A 20,306-nucleotide genomic window follows, 5' to 3' on the forward strand; every position below is an offset into this window, starting at 1 on the left:
TTAATATAATAAAGAATACAGCTGACGGCGATACTTGGCCGCCAGCGCGTCGCCGGTGCCCAGCGCGGCCAGAATATCCATCAGCGTCTTGCGCGCGTTGCCGTTGGCGGCGGCCAGATCTTTCTTCAGATGGCCGATCAGCAGTTCCAGCGCTTCTTCGTTGCGCCCGACCTGATGCAGCTGCAGCGCCAGCTGCACCGCCAGATCCACGTTGTCCGGCTGCTGCTGAACCTGTTGCTGCAGCTGCTGGATTTCCGGGGTGTCGGCCGCCTGCTTCAGCAGCTCAATCTGCGCCACCAGGCCCTGGTAACGGGTGTCGCGGTCCTGCAACGGAATGGTCGCCAGCACCGCTTCGGCGTCTTCGCTGCGGTTCAGCGCGATTTGGGTCTCGGCCAGCGTCAGGCCGATGTCGCTGCGTTGCTGGCTTGACTGCCAGGCGTCTTTCAACAGCGGCAGCGCTTCGGCGGCCTTATCGTCCGCCAGCAGTTCCATCGCCTGCGCCAGCTTCAGATCTTCTTCCTTCGGCAGGAAACGCTGCAGGAATTCGCGGATCACCTCTTCCGGCTGCGGGCCCTGGAAGCCGTCGACCGGCTGGCCGTCTTTGAACAGGTACACCGTCGGGATGGATCGCAGCCCGAACTGGGAGGCGATCATCTGTTCGGCGTCGCAGTCGACCTTGGCCAGCACGAACTGCCCGGCGTATTCCGCCGCCAGTTTGTCCAGCAGCGGGGTGAGCTGCAGGCAGTGTTGGCTGCGCTCCGACCAGAAGTAGAACAGCACCGGGATGGACATCGACTGTTCCAGCGTCTGGTGCAGGTTAGTTTCGTTAATATCAACAACAGCTTGAGCTAGCATGTATTTTCTCTCTGATCTTGCGGAGCCATTGGCTTGTAGATGGGGGCGCGCCGGCATTCTTCAACCCCGACGGCCAAATTAACCGTTGCTGCGCAGCAGCCAGTCCAGCCAGCGCCCCGGCAGAATGCGGCGCAGCACGCTCAGCGCGTGCGCCAGCAGGGTGACCGGATAGCGCAATTTGGCCTTCGGGCTTTCCAGCGCGTGGCGCAGCTTGGGCAGAATGGCCTCCGGCGGCAGCGTCAGGCGTTTGGCGATGCCGGGGTTATGCACCGGTTTGTCGCTCTGCGCCTGATTGACGTTTTGGGTAAAGTGGGTGGCGATGGGCCCCGGTTCGATCAGGCTCACCTGAATGCCGCTGCCGTGCAGCTCCATGCGCAGCGCATCGGACCAGGCTTCCAACGCGAACTTGCTGGCGGCGTAGGCGCCGCGGCCGGCGCTGGACACCAGCCCCATCACCGAACTGGTCTGGATAATGCGCCCCTCGCCGTGCGGCAGCATCGCCGGCAGCAGCAGCTGGGTCAGCTGATGGGTGCCGAACAGGTTGGTGGCGAACTGCCGTTCCAGCTGGCGGCGGGAAATGCGGCTCAACGGGCCGTAAACCCCGAAGCCGCCGTTGTTGAACAGGCCGTACAGGCGGCCTTCGGTCAGCGCGATCACCTGCGCCGCGGCGCGTTCGACGCTGGCGCTGTCGTCGAGATCCAGCTCGATGCCTTCCAGCCCGAGCTGGCGCATGTTTTCCACGTCCTGCGGCTTGCGGCAGGCGGCCAGCACCCGGTAACCGCGGTTGCGCAAGTCCTGCGCCGCAATCAGTCCAATCCCGCTGGAACAGCCGGTTATCAATACCGCTTTTTGCATAACTTTACCTAGTGTACAACCCTATTTAGTTAGACTCATGTTTTACTAGAGGTTCCAGACGTTCCGCCATCCAGGTGGCGATAAACGGCTGGGCGTCCCGATTGGGGTGCAATCCGTCATCCTGCATCCATTCCGCTTTCACCACCACCTGCTCCATATAGAACGGCAGCAGCGGGATATCGAACTGCTTGGCCAGCGTCGGGTAAATCGCGCTGAACGCCTCGGTATAGCGGCGGCCGTAGTTCGGCGGAATGCGGATCTGCATCAGCAGCGGCTGGGCGCCGGCCTGCCGCACCAGGGTGATGATTTGGCCGAGATCGCGTTGCACATCCTGCGCCGGGAACCCGCGCAGGCCGTCGTTGGCCCCCAGCTCGATCAGCACCCAGCGCGGCTGATGTTGTTTCAGCAGCGCCGGCAGACGCGCCAGGCCCTGCGCGGCGGTGTCGCCGCTGATGCTGGCGTTGACCAGCTGCGGCTCGCCCGGTTTTTTCTGCCATTGATCGGCCAACAGCGTCGGCCAGGCCTGCGCCACCGGCAGGCGATAGCCGGCGCTTAAACTGTCGCCCAAAATCAATAAGGTATCGGCGGCGACGGCGCGTAAACTGAATAATCCCAACAGCAAAAGGAAGGGAAGATGCCAGCGGAAAACGTTCTTGAAGTTCATCATCTTAGTAAACACGTTGGTCAGGGTGAGCATCGGCTCTCCATCCTTACCGGAGTCGAGCTGGTTGTCAAACCCGCGCAGACGATCGCCCTGATCGGCGAATCCGGTTCGGGCAAATCGACGCTGCTGGGCATCCTCGCCGGGCTGGACGACGGCAGCGAAGGGGAGGTGCAGCTGCTGGGCGAGTCGCTGACCGCGCTGGATGAAGAGGGCCGCGCCGCGCTGCGCGCCAAAAACGTCGGCTTCGTGTTCCAGTCGTTCATGCTGGTGCCGACGCTGAACGCGCTGGAAAACGTGCAGCTGCCGGCGCTGCTGCGTGGCGAGAGCGACCGCCAAAGCCGCGAGCAGGCGGTGCAGCTGCTGGAACAGCTGGGGCTGGGCAAGCGGCTCGATCACCTGCCGGCGCAGCTGTCCGGCGGCGAGCAGCAGCGGGTAGCGTTGGCGCGCGCCTTCAGCGGCCGGCCGCGGGTGCTGTTCGCCGATGAGCCGACCGGCAACCTCGATCGCCAGACCGGCGAACGCATCGCCGACCTGCTGTTCACCCTCAACCGGGATTTCGCCACCACCCTGATACTGGTGACTCACGACGAAACGCTGGCGGCGCGCTGCCAGCGGCGGCTGCGGCTGCGCGAAGGCAAGCTGTGGGAGGAAGCATGATCTGGCGCTGGTTTTGGCGGGAATGGCGCTCCCCGTCATTGCTGATAGTCTGGTTGGCGCTGACGCTGTCGGTCGCCTGCGTGCTGGCGCTGGGCAGCATCAGCGACCGCATGGACAAGGGGCTGAGCCAGCAGAGCCGCGACTTTATCGCCGGCGATCGGGTGCTGCGCAGCGCCCGGCCGGTGCCGGAGGGGTGGTTGCTGGACGCGCAGCAGGAAGGGCTGAAACTCAGCCGCCAGCTGTCGTTCACCACCATGACCTACGCCGGCGATCGGCCGCAGCTGGCGGACGTTAAGGCTACCGATCTGGCCTATCCGCTGTACGGCAAGCTGGAAACGCGACCGGCCAACGTCAAGCCGGAGCCGGGCTCCGTGCTGGTGGCGCCGCGCCTGCTGGCGCTGCTCAACGTGAAGGTCGGGGACATGCTCGAGGTCGGCGACACCCGCCTGCGCATCGCCGGTGAAATCATTCAGGAGCCGGATTCCGGCTTCAATCCGTTCCAGACCGCGCCGCGCATCATGATCAACCTGGCGGACGTCGATAAAACCGGCGCGGTGCAGCCGGGCAGTCGCCTGACCTATCGTTACATGTTCGCCGGTGCGGCGCAGGATCTCCAGGGTTACGAAACGCGCCTGACGCCGCAGCTGCAGCCGGACCAACGCTGGTTCGGGCTGCAGGAGTCCGGCAGCGCGCTGGGCAAATCGCTGCAGCGTTCTCAACAGTTCCTGCTGCTGTCGGCGTTATTGACGCTGCTGCTGTCGATCGCCGCAGTGGCGGTGGCGATGAGCCACTACTGCCGCAGCCGTTATGATCTGATTGCGGTGCTGAAAACGCTCGGCGCCGGCCGCGGCGCGCTGCGCAAGCTGATCGTCGGCCAGTGGCTGGCGGTAATGCTGCTGGCGGCGGCGTGCGGCGGGGCGATAGGTTTGGCCTTCGAGGCGGCGCTGATCCGCCTGCTGGCGCCGGTGCTGCCGGCGGCGTTGCCCGCCGCCGGGGGCTGGCCGTGGCTGTGGGCGCTGGGCGCGCTGGTGCTGATTTCGCTGCTGGTCGGGCTGCGGCCGTATCGACAACTGCTGGCCACCCAGCCGCTGCGCGTGCTGCGCCGCGACGTGGTGGCCAACGTCTGGCCGCTGCGCTATTTCCTGCCGGCCACGGCGGTGATCGTGGTGGCGCTGCTGACCGCGCTGATGGGCGCCAGCACGCTGCTGTGGGCCATTTTGGCCGGCATTCTGGTGCTGGCGTTGCTGCTGGGCGGCATTGGCTGGGGCAGCCTGTTGTTGCTGCGCCGCATCCAGTTGAAGAACCTGGCGCTGCGGCTGGCGGTTAACCGCTTGCTGCATCAGCCGTGGGTGACGGTCAGCCAGCTGGCGGCGTTTTCGCTGTCGTTCATGCTGCTGGCCCTGTTGCTGGTGCTGCGCGGCGATCTGTTGGATCGCTGGCAGCAGCAGCTGCCGCCGGACAGTCCGAACTACTTCCTGCTCAACATGACCGAAGCGCAGGTGCCGCAGGTGCAGGCTTTCCTGCAGCAACGGCAGATCAAACCGGAGACGTACTACCCGATCGTGCGGGTGCGTCTGACCGAGATTAACCAGCAGGTGGCTACCGAACGGGTGCATGAGGACGATCCGGGCGGCGAGGCGGTCAACCGCGAGCTGAACCTGACCTGGCTGGCGCAGCTGCCGGATCACAACCCGCTGCAGGCCGGCAGTTGGCCGCCGCAGGCCGGGGAGGTGTCGATGGATCAAGGCATCGCCGGACGATTGAAGATCAAGCTGGGCGACACGCTGACCTTCAGCGGCGATACCCAGTCGTTCAGCGCCAAAGTCACCAGCCTGCGCCAGGTGGACTGGGAAAGCCTGAAGCCGAACTTTTACTTCATTTTCCCGCCGGGCGCGCTGGACGGCCAGCCGCAAACCTGGCTGACCAGCTTCCGTTATGACGGCGACGGCCAGATGCTGACCCAGCTTAACCGCCAGTTCCCGACGCTCAGCCTGCTGGACATCGGATCGATCCTGAAACAGGTCGGCGGCGTGCTGCAGCAGGTCAGTCGTGCGCTGGAGGTGATGGTGGTGCTGGTGGTGCTGTGCGGCGGCCTGTTGCTGATGGCGCAGGTGCAGGTCGGCATGCGGCAGCGGCGACAGGAGCTGGTGGTGTACCGAACGCTGGGCGCCGGCAAGCGTCTGTTGCGCAGCACGCTGTGGTGTGAATTCGCTTTGCTGGGGCTGGTGGCGGGCGTCGCCGCGGCGGTTGGCGCGGAAGCGGCGCTGTGGCTGCTGCAAAGCCAGGTGTTTGATTTCCCCTGGGCGCCGACGCCGGTGCTGTGGTGGGCGCTGCCGCTGTTCAGCGCGCTGTTGCTGTCGCTGTGCGGTGGCTGGCTTGGCGTGCGCCTGCTGCGCGGGCGGGCGTTGTTCCGCAGCTACGACGGGTAACCGCCCTCGGCATGGATCCGGCCCGTCGCCAGGTCGGATCCGCTTCAGCTCCTCTTTCCGCTCCGTCGCCCCGAGTCCCCCGATCCCAGGTTCTTCCTGCCGGCAGCCCTTGGAATGTGAGTGAAATCGCTTACAAGTTTACCGAAGTCGGCCCGGGGAATACGCTAATCGCCCCGGATTGACGTTCCGCTGGGTTTATTTTTCAAACCGCATGAGTAAAGTAAGTGGCATTTTATTAGTGACTTACGGCTACTTTTTGCCGATGCGGCGTTTTTTTTGCAAAGCAAAAATAATGTAACCGTTTCCACTAATGTGATCGCACTCACTTACCGCCGGGCGATTGCCTCCTATCATGGCGTTAACTGATGAACGTTACCTATTGGAGGCTGTATGAGTGCTACCGCCAAAGCTGCACCGGCTGCAAAAGGCCAGGCTAATGCCGGTATGACTTTTTTCGTCTGTTTTCTGGCTGCGTTAGCCGGGTTGCTGTTTGGCCTGGATATCGGCGTGATTGCGGGCGCTCTGCCGTTTATTACCGAGTCGTTTAATATCACCAGCTCCCAGCAGGAGTGGGTGGTCAGCTCAATGATGTTTGGGGCAGCGGTCGGCGCGGTCGGCAGCGGCTGGATGAACTTCCGCCTGGGGCGCAAATACAGCCTGATGATCGGCGCGATCCTGTTTGTGGCGGGGTCGCTGTGTTCGGCGTTCGCGCCCGACGTGGAAATACTGATCGTTTCCCGCGTGCTGCTGGGGTTGGCGGTGGGCATCGCTTCCTATACCGCGCCGATTTACCTGTCTGAAATTGCGCCGGAGAAAATTCGCGGCAGCATGATTTCCATGTATCAGCTGATGATCACCATCGGCATTTTGGCGGCTTATCTGTCTGACACCGCCTTCAGCTATACCGGCGCCTGGCGCTGGATGCTGGGGGTCATCACCATTCCCGCCGGGCTGCTGCTGGTCGGCGTGTTTTTCCTGCCGGACAGCCCGCGCTGGCTGGCCTCGCGCAATCGCCATGAACAGGCGCGGCAGGTGCTGGAAAAGCTGCGCGACAGCAGCGCGCAGGCCCAGCATGAGCTGAATGAAATTCGCGAAAGCCTCAAGCTGAAGCAGAGCGGCTGGGCGCTGTTCAAAGACAATAAAAACTTCCGCCGCGCGGTGTTCCTTGGCGTTCTGTTGCAGGTGATGCAGCAGTTCACCGGCATGAACGTCACCATGTATTACGCGCCGAAAATATTTGGCCTGGCGGGCTTCGCCAGCACCGAGCAGCAGATGTGGGGGACGGTGATCGTCGGGTTGGTCAACGTGCTGGCCACCTTTATCGCGATTGGCCTGGTCGACCGCTGGGGCCGTAAACCGACGCTGATCCTCGGCTTTATCGTAATGGCGGTGGGCATGGGCGCATTGGGGACCATGATGAGCCTCGGCATGAGCACGCCGGCGACGCAATACTTCGCCATCATCATGCTGCTGATGTTTATCGTCGGTTTCGCCATGAGCGCCGGCCCGCTGATCTGGGTGCTGTGCTCGGAGATCCAGCCGCTGAAAGGCCGCGATTTCGGCATTACCTGTTCTACCGCCACCAACTGGATCGCCAACATGATCGTCGGGGCGACCTTCCTGACCATGCTCAATTCGTTGGGCAGCGCCTGCACCTTCTGGGTTTACGCGGCGCTCAACGTGCTGTTTATCTTCATCACGCTGGCGCTGATCCCGGAAACCAAAAATATCTCGCTGGAACATATCGAACGCAATCTGATGGCCGGCAAACCGTTGCGTAAAATCGGCTCGCGTTGATCTCTGCGGCAACAAAAAAGGGTTCAGTTCTGAATGCGAACTGAACCCTTTTCCTTTCGTCGGCGACCGACCTTAAGCCAGCTTCCGCTGCGCCCAGGCCAGGCCGCTCTGATACTCGTCCGGCAGCAGCGGCGCCAGTGCCTGCAGCGTCTGGCGCAGGGCGGCGGCGCTCGGATCGTTCAGGTTCAGGTGGCCCACCTTGCGGCCAGCGCGCACCTCTTTCTGGTACCAGTGCAGATGCACCAGCGGCAGCGCCAGCCACTGCGGATCCACCGCGGTGCCGATCAGGTTGACCATCGCCGAAGGGGTGCTCACCACCGGCTTGGGCAGCGGCAGCCCGAGGATGGCGCGCAGGTGCAGCTCGAACTGGCTGATGGAGGCGCCGTTTTGCGTCCAGTGGCCGCTGTTGTGCACCCGCGGCGCCAGCTCGTTGATCAGCAGGCGATCGCCGACGATAAAGCACTCCATCGCCATCACGCCGACGTAGTTCAGCTCGTTCAGGATCGCCGCCAGCATCTGCTCGGCCTGCCGCTGCAGCGCCGGATTGGGCTGCGGCAGCGCTACGCTGGCGCGCAGGATGCCGTCTTCATGCAGGTTGTGGGTCAGCGGATAGAACACCGCGCTGCCGTCGTGGCCGCGCGCGCCGACCAGCGACACTTCGCCGGAGAAGTTGATGCCCTGTTCGACGATGCATTCACCGTAGGCGTCGGTCGGCAGTTCAGCCTGCTGGCCCGGGCGCAGGCGCCACTGGCCGCGGCCGTCGTAACCGCCAACGCGGCGTTTGACAATCGCCAGTTCGCCCTGGGTGGCGAATACCTGCGGCCACTCGGCGGCGCTCGCCAGCAGTTGCCAGGGCGCGGTGGCCAGGCCGAGCTGGTCGAGCAGCTGTTTTTGCGTCAGGCGATCGGCCAGACGCGGGAAGATGTCGCGGTTCACGAAGCTGCCGTGGGTCGCCAGCTCGCGGGTTAAGGCGGTTTCCGGCCAGCGCTCGATCTCGGCGGTGATGACGCTGTTCTGATAAGGCACCGCCTCCGGCTCGGCGTCGAGGCCGACCGGATAAACGGCGATGCCCAGCGGTTCGCCGGCCTGGCGCAGCATGCGCCCCAGCTGGCCGTTGCCCAGTACGCAAACCGGCTTCATGCTTCCTCCCGCGGATCCGGGTTGTTCAGCACGTCTTCGGTCTGCGCGCGGCGCCAGTCCGCCAGACGCTGCGCCAGTGCGCCGTCGTGCAGCGCCAGGATCTGCGCCGCCAGCAGCCCGGCGTTGGCCGCGCCGGCTTTGCCGATCGCCAGGGTGCCGACCGGGATGCCGCGCGGCATCTGAACGATGGAATACAGGCTGTCCACGCCGCTCAGCGCGGCGCTTTGTACCGGCACACCCAGCACCGGAACCAGGGTTTTCGCCGCCAGCATGCCCGGCAGGTGCGCCGCACCGCCCGCGCCGGCGATGATCACGTCAAAACCGTTGGCGCTGGCCTGTTCGGCGAAGCTGAACAGTTTATCTGGCGTGCGATGAGCGGAAACGACGTCGACATGGAAGGGGACATCGAGCATGGTCAGGACTTCGGCGGCAAACTGCATGGTGGCCCAGTCACTTTTCGATCCCATTACAATTGCGATTTTAACCTCAGCGGGGGTGGCTGAAGCGGCGTTGGCTCCCATGGGTGTAAGGCTCCTGTGATTGTGCAAGCGTCGGCCGCAGGGGCCGAATGAGGGCGTAGAGCATACCATGAGCGCACGGCGAGGAAAACGGTTGCGTCGCCGGTTTTCGCCGTCGAAAGCGCGAATTTTTTCACTCGCGCGGCAAGTCAGGGAGTTAGAACGGGAATTGGATCAGTTCGACGGCGTCGGCGCTGACTTTGATCATCGAGCCTTCAACGTGCCAGGCGCCCAGCACCGCGCGGTGGGCTTCGCCGTTGTTCAGGCTCAGCCGATGCACCGCCGGCCGATGGGTATGGCCGTGGATCATCCAGCGCACGCCGTGGCGCCGCATCGCCTGCTCAACCGCTTGCGGGTTGACGTCCATGATGGCTTCCGACTTATACCGGTTGGTTTGCTGGCTGCGGGCGCGCATTTTGGCGGCGATCTTGAGGCGCCAGCGCAGCGGCAGGGCCAGGAACAGCTTTTGGATCAGCGGATTGTGCACCCTGCGGCGGAACTGCTGGTAGGCCTGATCGTCGGTGCACAGGGTGTCGCCGTGCAGGATCAGAATTTTGCGGCCGTACAGTTCCAGCACTTTTTCTTCCGGCAGCAGCTGCATGCCGCTGGCGCGGGCAAAGCGCTTGCCCAACAGAAAATCGCGGTTGCCGTGGATGAAGTAGCAGGGCACGCCGGCCTGCTGCAGCGCCTTCAGCGCCGCGGCGATTTCACCGTGCAGCGGCTCCGGATCGTCATCGCCGATCCAGGCTTCAAACAGGTCGCCGAGGATGTACAGCGCGTCGGCGTGGACGGCTTCACGCCGTAAAAAACGCAGAAAACCGGCAGTGATTGCCGGTTCCTGTGCGCACAAGTGCAGATCTGCGATGAACAGCGTACTCATGCAGCCGCGATTACTCGCTGACGGTAACGCTGTTGACCACGACGTCTTCTACCGGCACGTCCTGGTGTATGCCGCTGCGGCCGGTTTTCACGCCTTTGATCTTGTTGACCACGTCCATGCCTTCAACCACTTCTGCGAATACGCAGTAGCCCCAACCCTGCGCGTTTTCGCCGCGGAAGTTCAGGAAGTCGTTGTCTGCCACGTTGATGAAGAACTGCGCGGTGGCGGAGTGCGGATCGTTGGTGCGCGCCATTGCCAGGGTGCCGATGGTGTTTTTCAGACCGTTGTTGGCTTCGTTCTTGATGGTCGCGTTGGTGGCTTTCTGGTTCATGCCAGGCTCAAAACCGCCGCCCTGGATCATGAAGCCATTGATGACACGGTGGAAAATCGTGTTGTCGTAGAAGCCTGCGCGGCAGTAGTTCAGGAAGTTTTCAACGGTAACCGGCGCTTTGTCAGCAAAGGTCTTGATAACGATGTCGCCGTGATTGGTGTGGAAAGTAACCATAGTTTTAGTCCTAACAAGATGAAGTGAGACGTCACGTAGAGCGAGTGAACATTCAGACCGACCTTATAACATATCTCCCAGAGCGAGTCAGCAGCGGCTAAACCGCGCGCCGGCTGTGGAAAAACTAAATTTGTTATATTATAACACTCATACCGAACGCTGATTTTTCACCGTTTTCCATCGGCAGAGTCGGCAAAGCATGGCCTTAACCTTGCATTAGATCAGGCTTCGGGTTTCAATACGCTACCGGGTGAACAACCTGAGCCTGGTTACCATTTTTGTTATCACGCACACCACGGAATGTCCCGATGCTAAAGATTTTTAATACCCTGAGTCGTCAAAAAGAGGAATTCAAACCCATTCATGCCGGAAAAGTCGGCATGTACGTGTGCGGGGTAACCATCTATGACCTGTGTCATATCGGCCACGGGCGTACCTTTGTCGCTTTCGACGTGGTGGCGCGCTACCTGCGCTATCTCGGTTACTCGCTGAACTACGTGCGCAACGTCACCGACGTCGACGACAAAATTATCCGCCGCGCGGCGGAGAACGGCGAAACCTGCGATCAACTGACCGGGCGCATGCTGGCGGAGATGCACGCCGACTTCGATTCGCTGCTGATTGAACGCCCGGATCTGGAGCCGCGCGCCACCCAGCATATCGCCGAAATCATCGAGATCACCCAACGGCTGATCGACCGCGATCACGCCTACGTGGCCAGCAACGGCGACGTGATGTTCTCGATCGACAGCGATCCGCAATACGGCCTGTTGTCGCGCCAGGATCTGGACCAGCTGCAGGCCGGCGCGCGCGTTGAAATCGACGACGTGAAGCGCAACCCGATGGACTTTGTGCTGTGGAAAATGTCCAAGCCGGGCGAACCGAGCTGGCAGTCGCCGTGGGGCGCAGGGCGCCCGGGCTGGCATATCGAGTGCTCCGCCATGAACTGCAAGCAGCTCGGTACCCATTTCGACATCCACGGCGGCGGTTCCGACCTGATGTTCCCGCACCACGAGAACGAGATTGCCCAGTCCAGCTGCGCGCACGACGGCCCGTACGTCAACTATTGGATGCACTCCGGCATGGTGATGATCGACAAAGAGAAGATGTCCAAATCGCTGGATAACTTCTTCACCATCCGCGACGTGCTCGGCCATTACGATGCCGAAACGGTGCGTTACTTCCTGATGTCCGGCCATTACCGCAGCCAGCTGAACTACAGCGAAGAGAACCTGAAGCAGGCGCGCACCGCGCTGGAGCGTTTGTACACCGCGCTGCGCGGCACCGACGCAACGGCGCAGCCGGCCGGCGGCGAAGCCTTCGAGGCCCGTTTCCGCGAGGCGATGGACGACGATTTCAACACCCCGGAAGCCTACTCGGCGCTGTTCGATCTGGCGCGTGAAGTTAACCGCCTGAAGAACGAAGACATGGCGGCGGCCAACGGCATGGCGGCGGAGCTGCGCAAGCTGGCGAAGGTGCTCGGCCTGCTGCAGCAGGAGCCTGAACAGTTCCTGCAAAGCGGCGCCAGGGTCGACGACGGCGAAGTGGCGGAAATCGAAGCGCTGATCAAGCAACGCAACGACGCGCGCAAGGCCAAAGACTGGGCGTTGGCGGATGCCGCGCGCGATCGGCTGAACGAGATGAACATCGTGCTGGAAGACGGCCCGCAGGGCACCACCTGGCGCCGCAAGTAATTCGGCGCGGCAGGCAAACAAAAAAGGCGCTGAATTCAGCGCCTTTTTCTATGGCAGGGGATTAGGGTTTGACCACAACCTTGCCGCCGGCAAATTCCACCACCTGATCGGCGACGATCTTGCAGCGCTTGCGGGTTTCGACCTTGCCGTCGACCTTAACCTGCCCTTCGGCAATCACTTCTTTCGCGGCGCCGCCGCTTTCGCACCAGCCCTGGAACTTCAGCAGATCGCAGAGTTCGACGTGGGGGTGATTATCCAGATTAAAAATTTCCATACTGCCTTACTTATTTAGGTTGAACGTCGTGATATTCCTCGCAGGCCTGCAAGGTATTTTGGATCAGTGTAGCAACGGTCATCGGGCCAACGCCACCCGGAACCGGGGTAATGTAGGCGGCGCGTTCGCTGGCGGCCTCGAAATCCACGTCGCCGACCACTTTGCCGCTTTCCAGGCGGTTAATGCCGACGTCCACCACGATGGCGCCCGGTTTGATCCAGTCGCCCGGAATAAAGCCCGGCTTGCCAACCGCCACCACCAGCAGATCGGCGTTCTCGACGTGATGGCGCAGATCCTTGGTGAAACGGTGGGTGACGGTGGTGGTGCAGCCGGCCAGCAGCAGCTCCATGCTCATCGGGCGGCCGACGATATTGGATGCGCCAACCACCACGGCGTTCAGGCCGTAGGTGTCGATGTCATAGCGCTCCAGCAGGGTGACGATGCCGCGCGGGGTGCAGGGGCGCAGCTTGGGCGCGCGCTGGCACAGGCGGCCGACGTTGTACGGGTGGAAACCGTCGACGTCTTTATCGGGATGGATGCGCTCCAGCACCTTGACGTTATCGATGCCGGCCGGCAGCGGCAGCTGCACCAGAATGCCGTCGATTTCCGCATCGGCGTTCAGCTGGTCGATCAGCGCCAGCAGCTCGGCTTCGCTGGTGGTGGCGGGCAGATCGTAGGAGCGGGAGAGAAAGCCTACTTCATCGCAGGCGCGGCGCTTGCTGGCGACGTAAATCTGCGAGGCCGGGTTCTCGCCGACCAGCACTACCGCCAGACCCGGGGCGCGTTTACCGGCCGCCAGACGTTGTTTAACTTGCTCAGCCACTTCGTTTCTAACCTGCTGCGCAATCGTTTTACCATCAATAATCTTTGCTGCCATCGGTGAGGAAATCCATCAATTAAGAAAAGCGGGGATGGCGCTATTTTGTCAGAAGCTGAGCGCGCTGTCAGGCGCTGAATCATCCCCGGCGCCGTTTGCCGGCGCCGATTTACGCTTTTTTTATACCAACAGAATGATCCTCTACGTCTTTTTTACCTGCGGCTGGGTAGGCTGAGATCGTTGCCATCAAGGTCATGGGGGACAAATCATGATGCTCATCACCCGGCTTTACCCTTTGCATCACCCGCCGGATAGCCCGCCGGAACCGCCTAAGCACGTGGGGGAAACGGTGTTCGACTCGTCGCTGCACCCGGCGGAGGCGGCGCAGTCGACGCTTTTGCGCCCGCTCGGCAGGCACGCGGCCAAGCCCGCATGGCGAATGCGCCTGAACGCGCTGCGCCGCAGGCTGCGCGGATGAATAAACTGGCCTGCCGTCGGATTTCGCCCGGGTGAAATGACGGCGTTAACCCGGCGGCGCGCGGCCGCTGGCTGAAAAAACGCCATAAAGCACGGCTGCCGCCGTAACGTCATGAAAAGGCATTGACTCAATGATCTCTGACCGTATAATCCCACCCGCAACCCCAGGTTGCCGCATCCCAATGCGCCCTTAGCTCAGTTGGATAGAGCAACGGCCTTCTAAGCCGTAGGTCACAGGTTCGAGCCCTGTAGGGCGTACCAGTAAAATCAAGTGGTTACACGTGTTTTCGTGGGTGTTGTTAGAAGTGAAGGTGTTCTAACGGGTGTCGTTAGCATCTTGTCGAAGTACCCAGTCCTCATAGACCGCTTCAGGCCATCCCAAGAATGATCCGCTTTTACTTCGCTGCGGCGCCGGGAAATCTTTCTTCTTTGCCCACATCCGCCAAAGCGTAGGGTGGCTCTTCCCCGTTAGTTTACACATCTCTTTTAACCCAATATATCTCGTTGCCATAATTCCTCCACGGATTAGGCCAGCTGCTGCAGGCCGTGAAAATTTACAGATCGTTCGGTTGCTGGTGGGGGGATAGTAATCGCTGGTGGATTGCTGAAACGTATTTTGCCTGGTGGGTTGCATCAGCCAGGGCATTATGGCGTTCTCCGTCAAACGGCATATCGCGTTTAGGATCAAAACCAACAGCCCGGCCAAGATCAACAATGGTCCGAACGTCTCTGTCGTTGAACCATTCCCACGGCAGCGGAACGCATTCACGCTGGTAGGACTCACGCAAGATCACGTTATCGAACACGGCCCCATTGCCCCACACTCGAAGGCTACGGGGATTAGCGACATTGGACCGAATGAATTTATTCAGGTCATACAACGCGGATAGTAGGGATGGCGCTCCATCCACGCAGATCGCTGCACGTGCCTCGCTGCTTTGCTTCATCCACCAAATGATGGTATCGGCATCAGGCGTTGCCTTGCCGGCCATTGAGCTTTCCAGGTCGACGGCGGTATAGAACGACTCGCCCAGCTGGCCGGTGCGCGGATCAAAGAGTACGGCCCCGATGGCCACGATAGGTGCGCTGGGCTTCTTACCCATAGTTTCAAGGTCAAGCATCAGGTGTTGCATATTTTCTCCAGGCATAAAAAAGCCCCGTCGAAACAGGGCAAGGTTAATGTTTACGGAACATCACGCAGCAGCCTCGGAAAGCTGCTCTGTGATGGGCAATAAAAAACCGCCCGGAGGCGGCTATTTAATCTGTTTAAATTTCCATCGAAAGCTACTGTAAATATACTCCCCGCCTTCCGCTCTATCCGTTAACTTGGCCGTAATTTCAAATTGGCTGCCAACAGGATAGACTTTTGGATCAGAGAGTTTTTTTGAACACTCTACAGCCAGATGGGGGCCTGCCCACTGCCCCGGCAATGGACGAATGTGGACTTTCCCTCTTTTTCCTGAGGTGCTATTCGCTATATAGCTTTCCACTTTTAACAACCGGTAAGGCTCTTCAGGTTTAGCCATTTAAATACATTCCATTTGTTATAAATGGTATTTATAGCATTATCGGTGGCACTCAGTGAATGCCACCTGTAATGCTACTTCCCACCCTCCGGCGCTGCTGCCATCATTGCCTTGAAAATCCGGGCTGGCGCATCTGGTGCTATGTCTGTGTAATCATAACGGTTGCCATCTGCGTCACTGGAGAAACCCCGATCTACGCATTCCTCGAACTCGTCCTGTCCGGCAACAATCATCTCTTTGGTTAGCTCAACCGGCACCAACTTGTAACCCTGGCTTACAGGTTGAGTCGAGCGAAGCTCAGCAATCTTCCGGCGCAACGCTGTAAACCCCTCGGAGTCCATCTCCAGAGAGCCATCGTCGATATCTATGTACCGTTCAAACAGCTCATCGATAGTCCAGTTTTCGAAAGTCATGATTTACCTCCTTTCAGCATTGCGGCGCGGCAGGCGTCACCCTTGCGTTCGTATTTCACCCCGACCAAGGCCAGTGCAGCCATTACTTCTTCCAACCGCACCACAACCCCTTCATCGCTGTAGAACTCGGTCGGAAGCTTCACCACTGCTGGCGCTGGCGGGGCGGCGTAAAGCGCAGTTCCGTGTGGCAGGTCTTTGCCGCCGTTCTGCCAACAGATGCTGCCGCTTGCTGCTGAGCGTCGGTCAACCAGCGCCACCGGCTGCGCCTCCCGGTTAGCCAGGAGTTCGGTGATTAACTCAAACTCAGTGCCGGAGCGCGGAGTTTTCAGCCGCTCCTTCAGCCATTCAGTCGTTAGTGTCTGCGTCATGCATCCCCCTTAACATGCTGTAGATTCGACGTTGGCCGGGAAAGTTATTTCACCCAGCAGCGCACCTAGCCGATCAGCGGTAGGGATGAAGTCGCCCGTTCCGCTGCTAAAAATATGGTCCTCGATAGCTTGCGAGAATGCGTTATCGTAGATGATGATGTTGCGATCGCCTGCCGTTGCAAACCCCAAGCGTTTTGACGGACAGCGGTTCAACATCTTCTGCACGTCATTTACCCATTTCTTTTCTGCTGCGGTCAGCTCCATCTACTCATCCCCCTTTACGGTGAAGCCAGCGGCGCGAACATCCTCAGCATGCTGGAGACGGCAACGAGGGGGTGTCGTGTCTGACAGCCGAACCGGCGTAGCCAGCAACGCTTTCAGGTGTGCGATTTCCGCCTGAGCGCTGTCATTCATGATGATTAGGTGTTTGGCTGCATCCTGTGCCTTCTGGAACTTTCCGGCATAATCGGTAGCGATAGATTCCAGCTCGGCGATGCGCGTATCGCGAGCGTAAATGACGCTTTCTAGCGATGCCGACTTGCGCTGTTCTGTGCCTACACCTGCCTGGAGCTGGATAACCCATCGTGCCAGCTCGCCTTTCTCATCATTCCGCAAACTTAGATCTTCGAGTAGATATTTATCGATCATCACAGCTCCCCATTGCGAAGGTCATCAGCGAAAGAAAACGCCTCTTGGCTCGCAGTGGCCCAATGCCGCTGCGCTTCATAATCTGGGAAGGTTTCGTCACTGGCCCATGACTTGAATGCTTCCGCCAGTTTCTCTACGCCCCTGATCTCCGCCTCAGATACGCGCTGCTCTGCTGCCTCGGCGCGCTTCTTCCATCCGGCAGACTCTCCAATCCAAAATTGAGCCACCTTATCCAGGGCGGAGACGTACTCTTGCGAGTAAATGAAGTGTGGGCCATCCGGCAACGCATGGCCCGCTGAACTCCATGCAACGGCAAACATATTTCCATCTGGTCGGCCGCGTTGAACGTCAACAGTCGCCACCGGCTTGCTCAGTTCGCTCAGATTATTGTCCATCAGGGGTATCCTTCAGGTAGTCCAACAGATTCAACACAGCCCAGCAGTAAGCCAAAAAGAAAACCCCACCCACGACATACCCAATGGTTCCATTCTCAGTGACATCAATGACTACAACCTGCAGCATCGATACAGCCAAGACCAAGATGCGAAGTAACCAGATAAACTTACTCATTTTTTCTCCTGAGATACTGACCGTTGTGCCGGGATTACTCCGTCAACCGGCAGGCATTCATATTGAGGTGGTAAGCCCTGTTGGTGGATATCAGCAAGGCAATTTGAGCGGTCTGGATATACCCAGCCCTGCGGCACGTAATCGCATGGTTGGTAGGTGTAGCAGACGAGAAGAAATAGGCCGAACATGTGGCATTCTCCAAGCGAGATTAGGTATCGATTACCGAGTTGTAATCATTGTGGGTAAGCAGCTGCCAATTCTGGCCGTCGTCTTTTGAAAGTAACCGCCAGCGCTTATTCACTCGGAAGGTGAGGTATTTCTTACCGTAGGTTTTACGCGGGAATTTTTGACGAGCACTGTACTGATTTAATATTTCCAGCGCCTTAGCGGTTATCCACAAAGGCGCGTTATTTAAATTGACGCTCATTGCTGCTGTGATTCATTGCGATAATCGCTGATTATCTGCATCACTTCGTCTTTAATACCGCTGGAGAGCATCAGCATATCGCTTTCTCCCTGGACGATTGGGACTGCATCAAAGAGCAGCTCCAGCATACGGCGGGCTTTCTTGGCACTGAATTGAGGTTGTGCAATGCTTTTTGTGACTTTCGTTTTACCTGCGTCTTCAGCCTTTTTCATCAGGCGCGCGGCCTCACGGTCAGCGTACACCCCGTGTTCACGGTTAAGCTGGATAGCCAGGGCGTAATTCATTGAACCGGCCCGAACCAGGCTCTTAACATATGGGGTGCATTCCTGCAGCTGAAGGTGCTGGAGAATATCGGACTCGGAACGCTTAACCTTCTTTGCGATCTCCGCGTTAGTCCAACCCTGATTTACCAGTCGTTGGTAGGCCGCGCCGCGCTCGATAGGGGTAAGCGCCAGCCCTTGCGAACTGGTGACCATGAAGGCGATTTTATCAGCCTCAGTGCCTTCGAAATCCTTACATTCAAGACGCTTGACCTCATGGCCAGCAGCGGTAGCCAGCAACGCACCATGGAAGCGGTGGTGGCCGTCGATGACTTTCACGCCTTGTTCTGTTATTTCAACGGCCAGCGGTGGAATAAACTCCCCGGCCATAAACGCATCCCTAAATTCTTCAACGTGCGCTTGGTTTAATTCGCGAACGTTATAGCCTTCTTCGGCGTAAATTTCATCGAGGGGAACTAAAAACGTTTTACGGGTTGAAATATCAGAGCCAATACTTTCACGAGCTGTATAACGCTGACTAAGAGTTGCCATAATTTACCTTTCCATTCTGAGGGGTGAAAATGCTTCACTATGCGCCACACACGGCGGCGCATAAGACTGCACTTTATGGAGAATTAAATGCGACCTTCGAAAACAGGCACGTCCGGCAGTTGGTTTTGCAGGTCGACCAGGATTTCGTTGTACGCATGCTCAATGAATTTTTTCGGTTCAATCAGCTCAAACCAGAGTGCCAGTTTGCCCTCGCGGAGACGGTAGCGAATGCGAGCATCAATCTGATAAGGATTACCGTTATGGAACGGTGAGATTGCCAGCGAGATTTTTTCCGGCAACTTGGTATTGCCGCTGCCGGTTTTTTCGTTGCTGAATGCCATCTGATATGTGCCATCATTTAGGCGAGTTACCGCTTTAAATTCAGATGTTCGAGTTTCTTGAAAAGCCAGCACCATTTCTAACAGTTCGGCACCGGACGTTTTATTCGGATCAGATGTTACGGCAATGCAATTAATATATTGCTCGATAAATTCTGCAAACGTTACTTGATCCATTCGTTCTGAATCGTACTTGTTGAAAGCTTTCCACTCATCAGACAGTGGGCAGTCATACGTCACAATGTGAGTGTTTTTGAATGGGGTTTTGCCGTTCAGGTGATAGTCCAGTACTGCCCGGAAGCGAGTGTTTTCGGTATCGGCAAAAATAACACTACGCTCATCTTTGAAGCGGACGACATAGCCGATTAGCGAAGACGGAGAAATAACAATAACGTGTTGTTTCACCTGCTCTTCATCGACGGTGAAATCTTTCAGCGATTCTACTGAGTAACCGCGAGGGACAACCGCATAAGGAATGTCGGTTTTAATTAAGCTGTTTGCTACAGCAAGCTCAGCAATGTGCTTAACTGTTTCGTTGTTGTTGGTAATATCCATTTCATTTCCTTTACAGGTGGTAATTTAACTGAGGGATGGTGGGTTAACCGTTTTGCGTTAATTTAATGGGCGCAACGGATGGCGAAGTATCAATAACACGTAAATCCATCTGTACTTGTGATGGATCATCACGCATTAAATCGCCGTCGGCTGTTGAGAACATAATGGTGTCAGCCCGGTCAAGCTCAGGAATAGATTTCTTGACGCTCGGGGTGATTTTCATTGTGTTTTCGTCGCGAGTATTAAGCATCTGGCAGTTAAGCGTCAGTGTCACACTGCCTTTCTTACCAGTTTCGCGAACCATTTTAATTACCTCGGCAAGAACTTCGGTCATTTCTTGGTCCAGGGTGCCTTTGTTGATATAAGCCAGCTGCTGGCTAAATGGAGTACATTTACTTTCAGACATTTTATTTCTCCTCGGTCACATACAGAGAAGAACTCAGGCGGGGTGACGCCCTCCACGGTTAAATGGATGCCTAAGTTCTTTTCTCTATGAAAAAGGGCGACCAGCCTATGAACATTATCTCCACTCCTCACGGGTTGAAGTTCGGCATGGTCGCCAAAGACTACACACAGCAAAGCTATTAGAGCGGGTGGCCTTTCTGGCCGAGGATTTTCAGCAGGCGGGTGAAGAAGGTGAGGCGAACGGCCTGCACGGTAGGAGCTGCGCGCATACCGTCGACAACGATTGTGTTAGCATTGTGGTTGATCATGTTGAATCTCCGTTCTACTGGTCATGCCCCGGCGAAGATTGGCGTCTGCAGCCGGGGCTAATTAATTCAGAAGTACCAGCGGGCGTAGCTATTCAGCAGGCTGGTAGCGTTGCAATGGCCGAATTCCTTGATTGCTCTCCGGCGCTGAGTGCGTATTTCCCGGCGCGCTCTACGACGGCAGCGCTTGGTTAAGATGATTTTCATAGGGTGCCTTGCGGTCATGCGCCCCGTAGGGCGCGGTGGGTGTTAACTAATCAATGCTTCTTCCTTCTGCATCAATCATGCGCAAATAACATTCGATATTGGCCTTTGCTGCCACCGTCCCTTTTAGGGAGGCAATCACCTCGTCTTTATCTTTAATGTCTATTTCCTCC

Annotated in this window: 29 protein-coding genes and 1 tRNA gene; 6 read left to right on the top strand and 24 right to left on the bottom strand. The window is 58.6% G+C overall.

Going from position 1 to position 20,306, the window contains the following annotated elements; translation table 11 throughout:
* From D7I37_RS12695 to tesA, 3 genes are all read right to left on the bottom strand, one after another.
* A complete protein-coding gene (locus D7I37_RS12695) occupies positions 1 to 855 on the bottom strand; it encodes a co-chaperone YbbN (RefSeq protein ID WP_061799432.1) in 855 nt (284 codons plus the stop codon).
* Positions 856 to 933: 78 nt separating this feature from the next.
* Entirely contained in the window at positions 934 to 1,710 is a 777-nt protein-coding gene (locus tag D7I37_RS12700) for an SDR family oxidoreductase (protein ID WP_061799434.1), read from the bottom strand.
* A gap of 25 nt (positions 1,711 to 1,735) precedes the next feature.
* Positions 1,736 to 2,374 (bottom strand): multifunctional acyl-CoA thioesterase I/protease I/lysophospholipase L1, encoded by a 639-nt coding sequence (gene tesA, locus D7I37_RS12705; RefSeq protein WP_161990696.1) that lies wholly within the window; start codon positions 2,372 to 2,374, stop codon positions 1,736 to 1,738.
* Between tesA and ybbA the strand changes: the two genes are divergently transcribed.
* From ybbA to D7I37_RS12720, 3 genes are all read left to right on the top strand, one after another.
* Entirely contained in the window at positions 2,345 to 3,031 is a 687-nt protein-coding gene (gene ybbA, locus D7I37_RS12710; RefSeq protein ID WP_061799436.1) for a putative ABC transporter ATP-binding protein YbbA, read from the top strand. The two genes, tesA and ybbA, sit on opposite strands and share 30 nt — an antisense overlap.
* Positions 3,028 to 5,460 carry a putative ABC transporter permease subunit YbbP gene (ybbP, locus tag D7I37_RS12715; RefSeq protein ID WP_061799437.1) on the top strand — a complete coding sequence of 811 codons (2,433 nt, stop codon included), beginning with the start codon at positions 3,028 to 3,030 and terminating at the stop codon, positions 5,458 to 5,460. The genes ybbA and ybbP overlap by 4 nt, the downstream gene beginning before the upstream one ends.
* A 390-nt stretch (positions 5,461 to 5,850) precedes the next feature.
* Positions 5,851 to 7,257, top strand: coding sequence for a sugar porter family MFS transporter (locus D7I37_RS12720; protein WP_061799438.1), 1,407 nt, complete (start codon positions 5,851 to 5,853; stop codon positions 7,255 to 7,257).
* Between the two features lie 72 nt (positions 7,258 to 7,329).
* Here the strand turns inward: D7I37_RS12720 and purK are convergent, their stop codons facing one another.
* The 4 genes from purK to ppiB form a co-directional block, all read right to left on the bottom strand.
* Complete coding sequence (purK, locus tag D7I37_RS12725; RefSeq protein WP_129543750.1) at positions 7,330 to 8,397, bottom strand: 5-(carboxyamino)imidazole ribonucleotide synthase; 1,068 nt, start codon at positions 8,395 to 8,397, stop codon at positions 7,330 to 7,332.
* Positions 8,394 to 8,918 carry a 5-(carboxyamino)imidazole ribonucleotide mutase gene (purE, locus tag D7I37_RS12730; RefSeq protein WP_061799441.1) on the bottom strand — a complete coding sequence of 175 codons (525 nt, stop codon included), beginning with the start codon at positions 8,916 to 8,918 and terminating at the stop codon, positions 8,394 to 8,396. The genes purK and purE overlap by 4 nt, the downstream gene beginning before the upstream one ends.
* Before the next feature lie 154 nt (positions 8,919 to 9,072).
* The gene (locus tag D7I37_RS12735; protein ID WP_061799442.1) at positions 9,073 to 9,795 is read right to left on the bottom strand and encodes a UDP-2,3-diacylglucosamine diphosphatase; all 723 of its coding nucleotides are present in this window, start codon (positions 9,793 to 9,795) and stop codon (positions 9,073 to 9,075) included.
* 10 nt (positions 9,796 to 9,805) lie between these two features.
* Positions 9,806 to 10,300, bottom strand: coding sequence for a peptidylprolyl isomerase B (gene ppiB / locus D7I37_RS12740; RefSeq protein ID WP_129543751.1), 495 nt, complete (start codon positions 10,298 to 10,300; stop codon positions 9,806 to 9,808).
* Between the two features lie 308 nt (positions 10,301 to 10,608).
* Here ppiB and cysS point away from each other — a divergent pair, with 308 nt between their 5' ends.
* Positions 10,609 to 11,994: a cysteine--tRNA ligase gene (cysS, locus tag D7I37_RS12745; protein WP_061799444.1), complete on the top strand. Its 1,386-nt coding sequence runs from the start codon at positions 10,609 to 10,611 to the stop codon at positions 11,992 to 11,994.
* Positions 11,995 to 12,055: 61 nt separating this feature from the next.
* On the opposite strand, the gene ybcJ is transcribed toward cysS, so the two are convergent.
* The gene (gene ybcJ, locus D7I37_RS12750; protein WP_061799446.1) at positions 12,056 to 12,268 is read right to left on the bottom strand and encodes a ribosome-associated protein YbcJ; all 213 of its coding nucleotides are present in this window, start codon (positions 12,266 to 12,268) and stop codon (positions 12,056 to 12,058) included.
* Positions 12,269 to 12,278: 10 nt separating this feature from the next.
* The gene (gene folD / locus D7I37_RS12755; RefSeq protein WP_095096107.1) at positions 12,279 to 13,145 is read right to left on the bottom strand and encodes a bifunctional methylenetetrahydrofolate dehydrogenase/methenyltetrahydrofolate cyclohydrolase FolD; all 867 of its coding nucleotides are present in this window, start codon (positions 13,143 to 13,145) and stop codon (positions 12,279 to 12,281) included.
* Positions 13,146 to 13,353: 208 nt separating this feature from the next.
* Between folD and D7I37_RS12760 the strand changes: the two genes are divergently transcribed.
* Together D7I37_RS12760 and D7I37_RS12765 are read left to right on the top strand one after the other, a co-directional pair.
* Positions 13,354 to 13,563: a hypothetical protein gene (locus D7I37_RS12760; protein WP_061799448.1), complete on the top strand. Its 210-nt coding sequence runs from the start codon at positions 13,354 to 13,356 to the stop codon at positions 13,561 to 13,563.
* A 183-nt stretch (positions 13,564 to 13,746) separates the two neighbouring features.
* A tRNA-Arg gene (locus D7I37_RS12765) sits at positions 13,747 to 13,823 on the top strand.
* A 55-nt stretch (positions 13,824 to 13,878) separates the two neighbouring features.
* On the opposite strand, the gene D7I37_RS27295 is transcribed toward D7I37_RS12765, so the two are convergent.
* The 15 genes from D7I37_RS27295 to D7I37_RS27560 all read right to left on the bottom strand — a co-directional run bounded on the left by D7I37_RS27295 (position 13,879) and on the right by D7I37_RS27560 (position 19,932).
* Positions 13,879 to 14,073 (bottom strand): AlpA family transcriptional regulator, encoded by a 195-nt coding sequence (locus D7I37_RS27295; protein ID WP_129543752.1) that lies wholly within the window; start codon positions 14,071 to 14,073, stop codon positions 13,879 to 13,881.
* Between the two features lie 43 nt (positions 14,074 to 14,116).
* A complete protein-coding gene (locus D7I37_RS12775) occupies positions 14,117 to 14,695 on the bottom strand; it encodes a 3'-5' exonuclease (RefSeq protein ID WP_129543753.1) in 579 nt (192 codons plus the stop codon).
* Positions 14,696 to 14,815: 120 nt separating this feature from the next.
* Complete coding sequence (locus D7I37_RS12780) at positions 14,816 to 15,088, bottom strand: hypothetical protein (RefSeq protein ID WP_129543754.1); 273 nt, start codon at positions 15,086 to 15,088, stop codon at positions 14,816 to 14,818.
* Positions 15,089 to 15,162: 74 nt separating this feature from the next.
* Positions 15,163 to 15,501 (bottom strand): hypothetical protein, encoded by a 339-nt coding sequence (locus D7I37_RS12785; protein ID WP_129543755.1) that lies wholly within the window; start codon positions 15,499 to 15,501, stop codon positions 15,163 to 15,165.
* Positions 15,498 to 15,869, bottom strand: a complete 372-nt coding sequence (locus D7I37_RS12790; RefSeq protein WP_129543756.1) for a hypothetical protein — start codon at positions 15,867 to 15,869, stop codon at positions 15,498 to 15,500. The genes D7I37_RS12785 and D7I37_RS12790 overlap by 4 nt, the downstream gene beginning before the upstream one ends.
* A gap of 9 nt (positions 15,870 to 15,878) precedes the next feature.
* Entirely contained in the window at positions 15,879 to 16,133 is a 255-nt protein-coding gene (locus tag D7I37_RS12795) for a hypothetical protein (RefSeq protein WP_129543757.1), read from the bottom strand.
* Complete coding sequence (locus D7I37_RS12800) at positions 16,134 to 16,517, bottom strand: hypothetical protein (RefSeq protein WP_129543758.1); 384 nt, start codon at positions 16,515 to 16,517, stop codon at positions 16,134 to 16,136.
* Complete coding sequence (locus D7I37_RS12805) at positions 16,517 to 16,912, bottom strand: hypothetical protein (protein ID WP_129543759.1); 396 nt, start codon at positions 16,910 to 16,912, stop codon at positions 16,517 to 16,519. Before D7I37_RS12805 ends, D7I37_RS12800 begins: the two co-directional genes overlap by 1 nt.
* On the bottom strand, positions 16,902 to 17,087 hold the full coding sequence (locus D7I37_RS12810; protein ID WP_129543760.1) for a hypothetical protein: 186 nt from the start codon (positions 17,085 to 17,087) through the stop codon (positions 16,902 to 16,904). The genes D7I37_RS12805 and D7I37_RS12810 overlap by 11 nt, the downstream gene beginning before the upstream one ends.
* On the bottom strand, positions 17,084 to 17,275 hold the full coding sequence (locus D7I37_RS12815) for a DUF1482 family protein (RefSeq protein WP_129543761.1): 192 nt from the start codon (positions 17,273 to 17,275) through the stop codon (positions 17,084 to 17,086). The genes D7I37_RS12810 and D7I37_RS12815 overlap by 4 nt, the downstream gene beginning before the upstream one ends.
* A 20-nt stretch (positions 17,276 to 17,295) precedes the next feature.
* Positions 17,296 to 17,514: a hypothetical protein gene (locus tag D7I37_RS12820; protein ID WP_129543762.1), complete on the bottom strand. Its 219-nt coding sequence runs from the start codon at positions 17,512 to 17,514 to the stop codon at positions 17,296 to 17,298.
* Positions 17,511 to 18,326, bottom strand: a complete 816-nt coding sequence (locus D7I37_RS12825; protein ID WP_129543763.1) for a DNA-binding protein — start codon at positions 18,324 to 18,326, stop codon at positions 17,511 to 17,513. The genes D7I37_RS12820 and D7I37_RS12825 overlap by 4 nt, the downstream gene beginning before the upstream one ends.
* A gap of 83 nt (positions 18,327 to 18,409) precedes the next feature.
* Positions 18,410 to 19,219 carry a DUF2303 family protein gene (locus tag D7I37_RS12830; protein ID WP_129543764.1) on the bottom strand — a complete coding sequence of 270 codons (810 nt, stop codon included), beginning with the start codon at positions 19,217 to 19,219 and terminating at the stop codon, positions 18,410 to 18,412.
* Positions 19,220 to 19,262: 43 nt separating this feature from the next.
* Positions 19,263 to 19,625 (bottom strand): hypothetical protein, encoded by a 363-nt coding sequence (locus D7I37_RS12835; RefSeq protein WP_129543765.1) that lies wholly within the window; start codon positions 19,623 to 19,625, stop codon positions 19,263 to 19,265.
* Between the two features lie 178 nt (positions 19,626 to 19,803).
* Positions 19,804 to 19,932: a hypothetical protein gene (locus D7I37_RS27560; protein ID WP_256369329.1), complete on the bottom strand. Its 129-nt coding sequence runs from the start codon at positions 19,930 to 19,932 to the stop codon at positions 19,804 to 19,806.
* Between the last annotated feature and the right edge of the window lie 374 nt (positions 19,933 to 20,306).

Origin of the sequence: Serratia sp. 1D1416, assembly GCF_003641105.1 — a bacterium.
Lineage (GTDB): Bacteria > Pseudomonadota > Gammaproteobacteria > Enterobacterales > Enterobacteriaceae > Serratia > Serratia ficaria.

What these genes read in the sequence shown, in the direction of transcription:
- D7I37_RS12695 (WP_061799432.1), bottom strand. Translation starts at nt 855, where the DNA reads ATGCTAGCTCAAGCTGTTGTTGATATTAACGAAACTAACCTGCACCAG.
- D7I37_RS12700 (WP_061799434.1), bottom strand. Translation starts at nt 1,710, where the DNA reads ATGCAAAAAGCGGTATTGATAACCGGCTGTTCCAGCGGGATTGGACTG.
- ybbA (WP_061799436.1), top strand. Translation starts at nt 2,345, where the DNA reads ATGCCAGCGGAAAACGTTCTTGAAGTTCATCATCTTAGTAAACACGTT.
- tesA (WP_161990696.1), bottom strand. Translation starts at nt 2,374, where the DNA reads ATGAACTTCAAGAACGTTTTCCGCTGGCATCTTCCCTTCCTTTTGCTG.
- ybbP (WP_061799437.1), top strand. Translation starts at nt 3,028, where the DNA reads ATGATCTGGCGCTGGTTTTGGCGGGAATGGCGCTCCCCGTCATTGCTG.
- D7I37_RS12720 (WP_061799438.1), top strand. Translation starts at nt 5,851, where the DNA reads ATGAGTGCTACCGCCAAAGCTGCACCGGCTGCAAAAGGCCAGGCTAAT.
- purK (WP_129543750.1), bottom strand. Translation starts at nt 8,397, where the DNA reads ATGAAGCCGGTTTGCGTACTGGGCAACGGCCAGCTGGGGCGCATGCTG.
- purE (WP_061799441.1), bottom strand. Translation starts at nt 8,918, where the DNA reads ATGGGAGCCAACGCCGCTTCAGCCACCCCCGCTGAGGTTAAAATCGCA.
- D7I37_RS12735 (WP_061799442.1), bottom strand. Translation starts at nt 9,795, where the DNA reads ATGAGTACGCTGTTCATCGCAGATCTGCACTTGTGCGCACAGGAACCG.
- ppiB (WP_129543751.1), bottom strand. Translation starts at nt 10,300, where the DNA reads ATGGTTACTTTCCACACCAATCACGGCGACATCGTTATCAAGACCTTT.
- cysS (WP_061799444.1), top strand. Translation starts at nt 10,609, where the DNA reads ATGCTAAAGATTTTTAATACCCTGAGTCGTCAAAAAGAGGAATTCAAA.
- ybcJ (WP_061799446.1), bottom strand. Translation starts at nt 12,268, where the DNA reads ATGGAAATTTTTAATCTGGATAATCACCCCCACGTCGAACTCTGCGAT.
- folD (WP_095096107.1), bottom strand. Translation starts at nt 13,145, where the DNA reads ATGGCAGCAAAGATTATTGATGGTAAAACGATTGCGCAGCAGGTTAGA.
- D7I37_RS12760 (WP_061799448.1), top strand. Translation starts at nt 13,354, where the DNA reads ATGATGCTCATCACCCGGCTTTACCCTTTGCATCACCCGCCGGATAGC.
- D7I37_RS27295 (WP_129543752.1), bottom strand. Translation starts at nt 14,073, where the DNA reads ATGGCAACGAGATATATTGGGTTAAAAGAGATGTGTAAACTAACGGGG.
- D7I37_RS12775 (WP_129543753.1), bottom strand. Translation starts at nt 14,695, where the DNA reads ATGCAACACCTGATGCTTGACCTTGAAACTATGGGTAAGAAGCCCAGC.
- D7I37_RS12780 (WP_129543754.1), bottom strand. Translation starts at nt 15,088, where the DNA reads ATGGCTAAACCTGAAGAGCCTTACCGGTTGTTAAAAGTGGAAAGCTAT.
- D7I37_RS12785 (WP_129543755.1), bottom strand. Translation starts at nt 15,501, where the DNA reads ATGACTTTCGAAAACTGGACTATCGATGAGCTGTTTGAACGGTACATA.
- D7I37_RS12790 (WP_129543756.1), bottom strand. Translation starts at nt 15,869, where the DNA reads ATGACGCAGACACTAACGACTGAATGGCTGAAGGAGCGGCTGAAAACT.
- D7I37_RS12795 (WP_129543757.1), bottom strand. Translation starts at nt 16,133, where the DNA reads ATGGAGCTGACCGCAGCAGAAAAGAAATGGGTAAATGACGTGCAGAAG.
- D7I37_RS12800 (WP_129543758.1), bottom strand. Translation starts at nt 16,517, where the DNA reads ATGATCGATAAATATCTACTCGAAGATCTAAGTTTGCGGAATGATGAG.
- D7I37_RS12805 (WP_129543759.1), bottom strand. Translation starts at nt 16,912, where the DNA reads ATGGACAATAATCTGAGCGAACTGAGCAAGCCGGTGGCGACTGTTGAC.
- D7I37_RS12810 (WP_129543760.1), bottom strand. Translation starts at nt 17,087, where the DNA reads ATGAGTAAGTTTATCTGGTTACTTCGCATCTTGGTCTTGGCTGTATCG.
- D7I37_RS12815 (WP_129543761.1), bottom strand. Translation starts at nt 17,275, where the DNA reads ATGTTCGGCCTATTTCTTCTCGTCTGCTACACCTACCAACCATGCGAT.
- D7I37_RS12820 (WP_129543762.1), bottom strand. Translation starts at nt 17,514, where the DNA reads ATGAGCGTCAATTTAAATAACGCGCCTTTGTGGATAACCGCTAAGGCG.
- D7I37_RS12825 (WP_129543763.1), bottom strand. Translation starts at nt 18,326, where the DNA reads ATGGCAACTCTTAGTCAGCGTTATACAGCTCGTGAAAGTATTGGCTCT.
- D7I37_RS12830 (WP_129543764.1), bottom strand. Translation starts at nt 19,219, where the DNA reads ATGGATATTACCAACAACAACGAAACAGTTAAGCACATTGCTGAGCTT.
- D7I37_RS12835 (WP_129543765.1), bottom strand. Translation starts at nt 19,625, where the DNA reads ATGTCTGAAAGTAAATGTACTCCATTTAGCCAGCAGCTGGCTTATATC.
- D7I37_RS27560 (WP_256369329.1), bottom strand. Translation starts at nt 19,932, where the DNA reads ATGATCAACCACAATGCTAACACAATCGTTGTCGACGGTATGCGCGCA.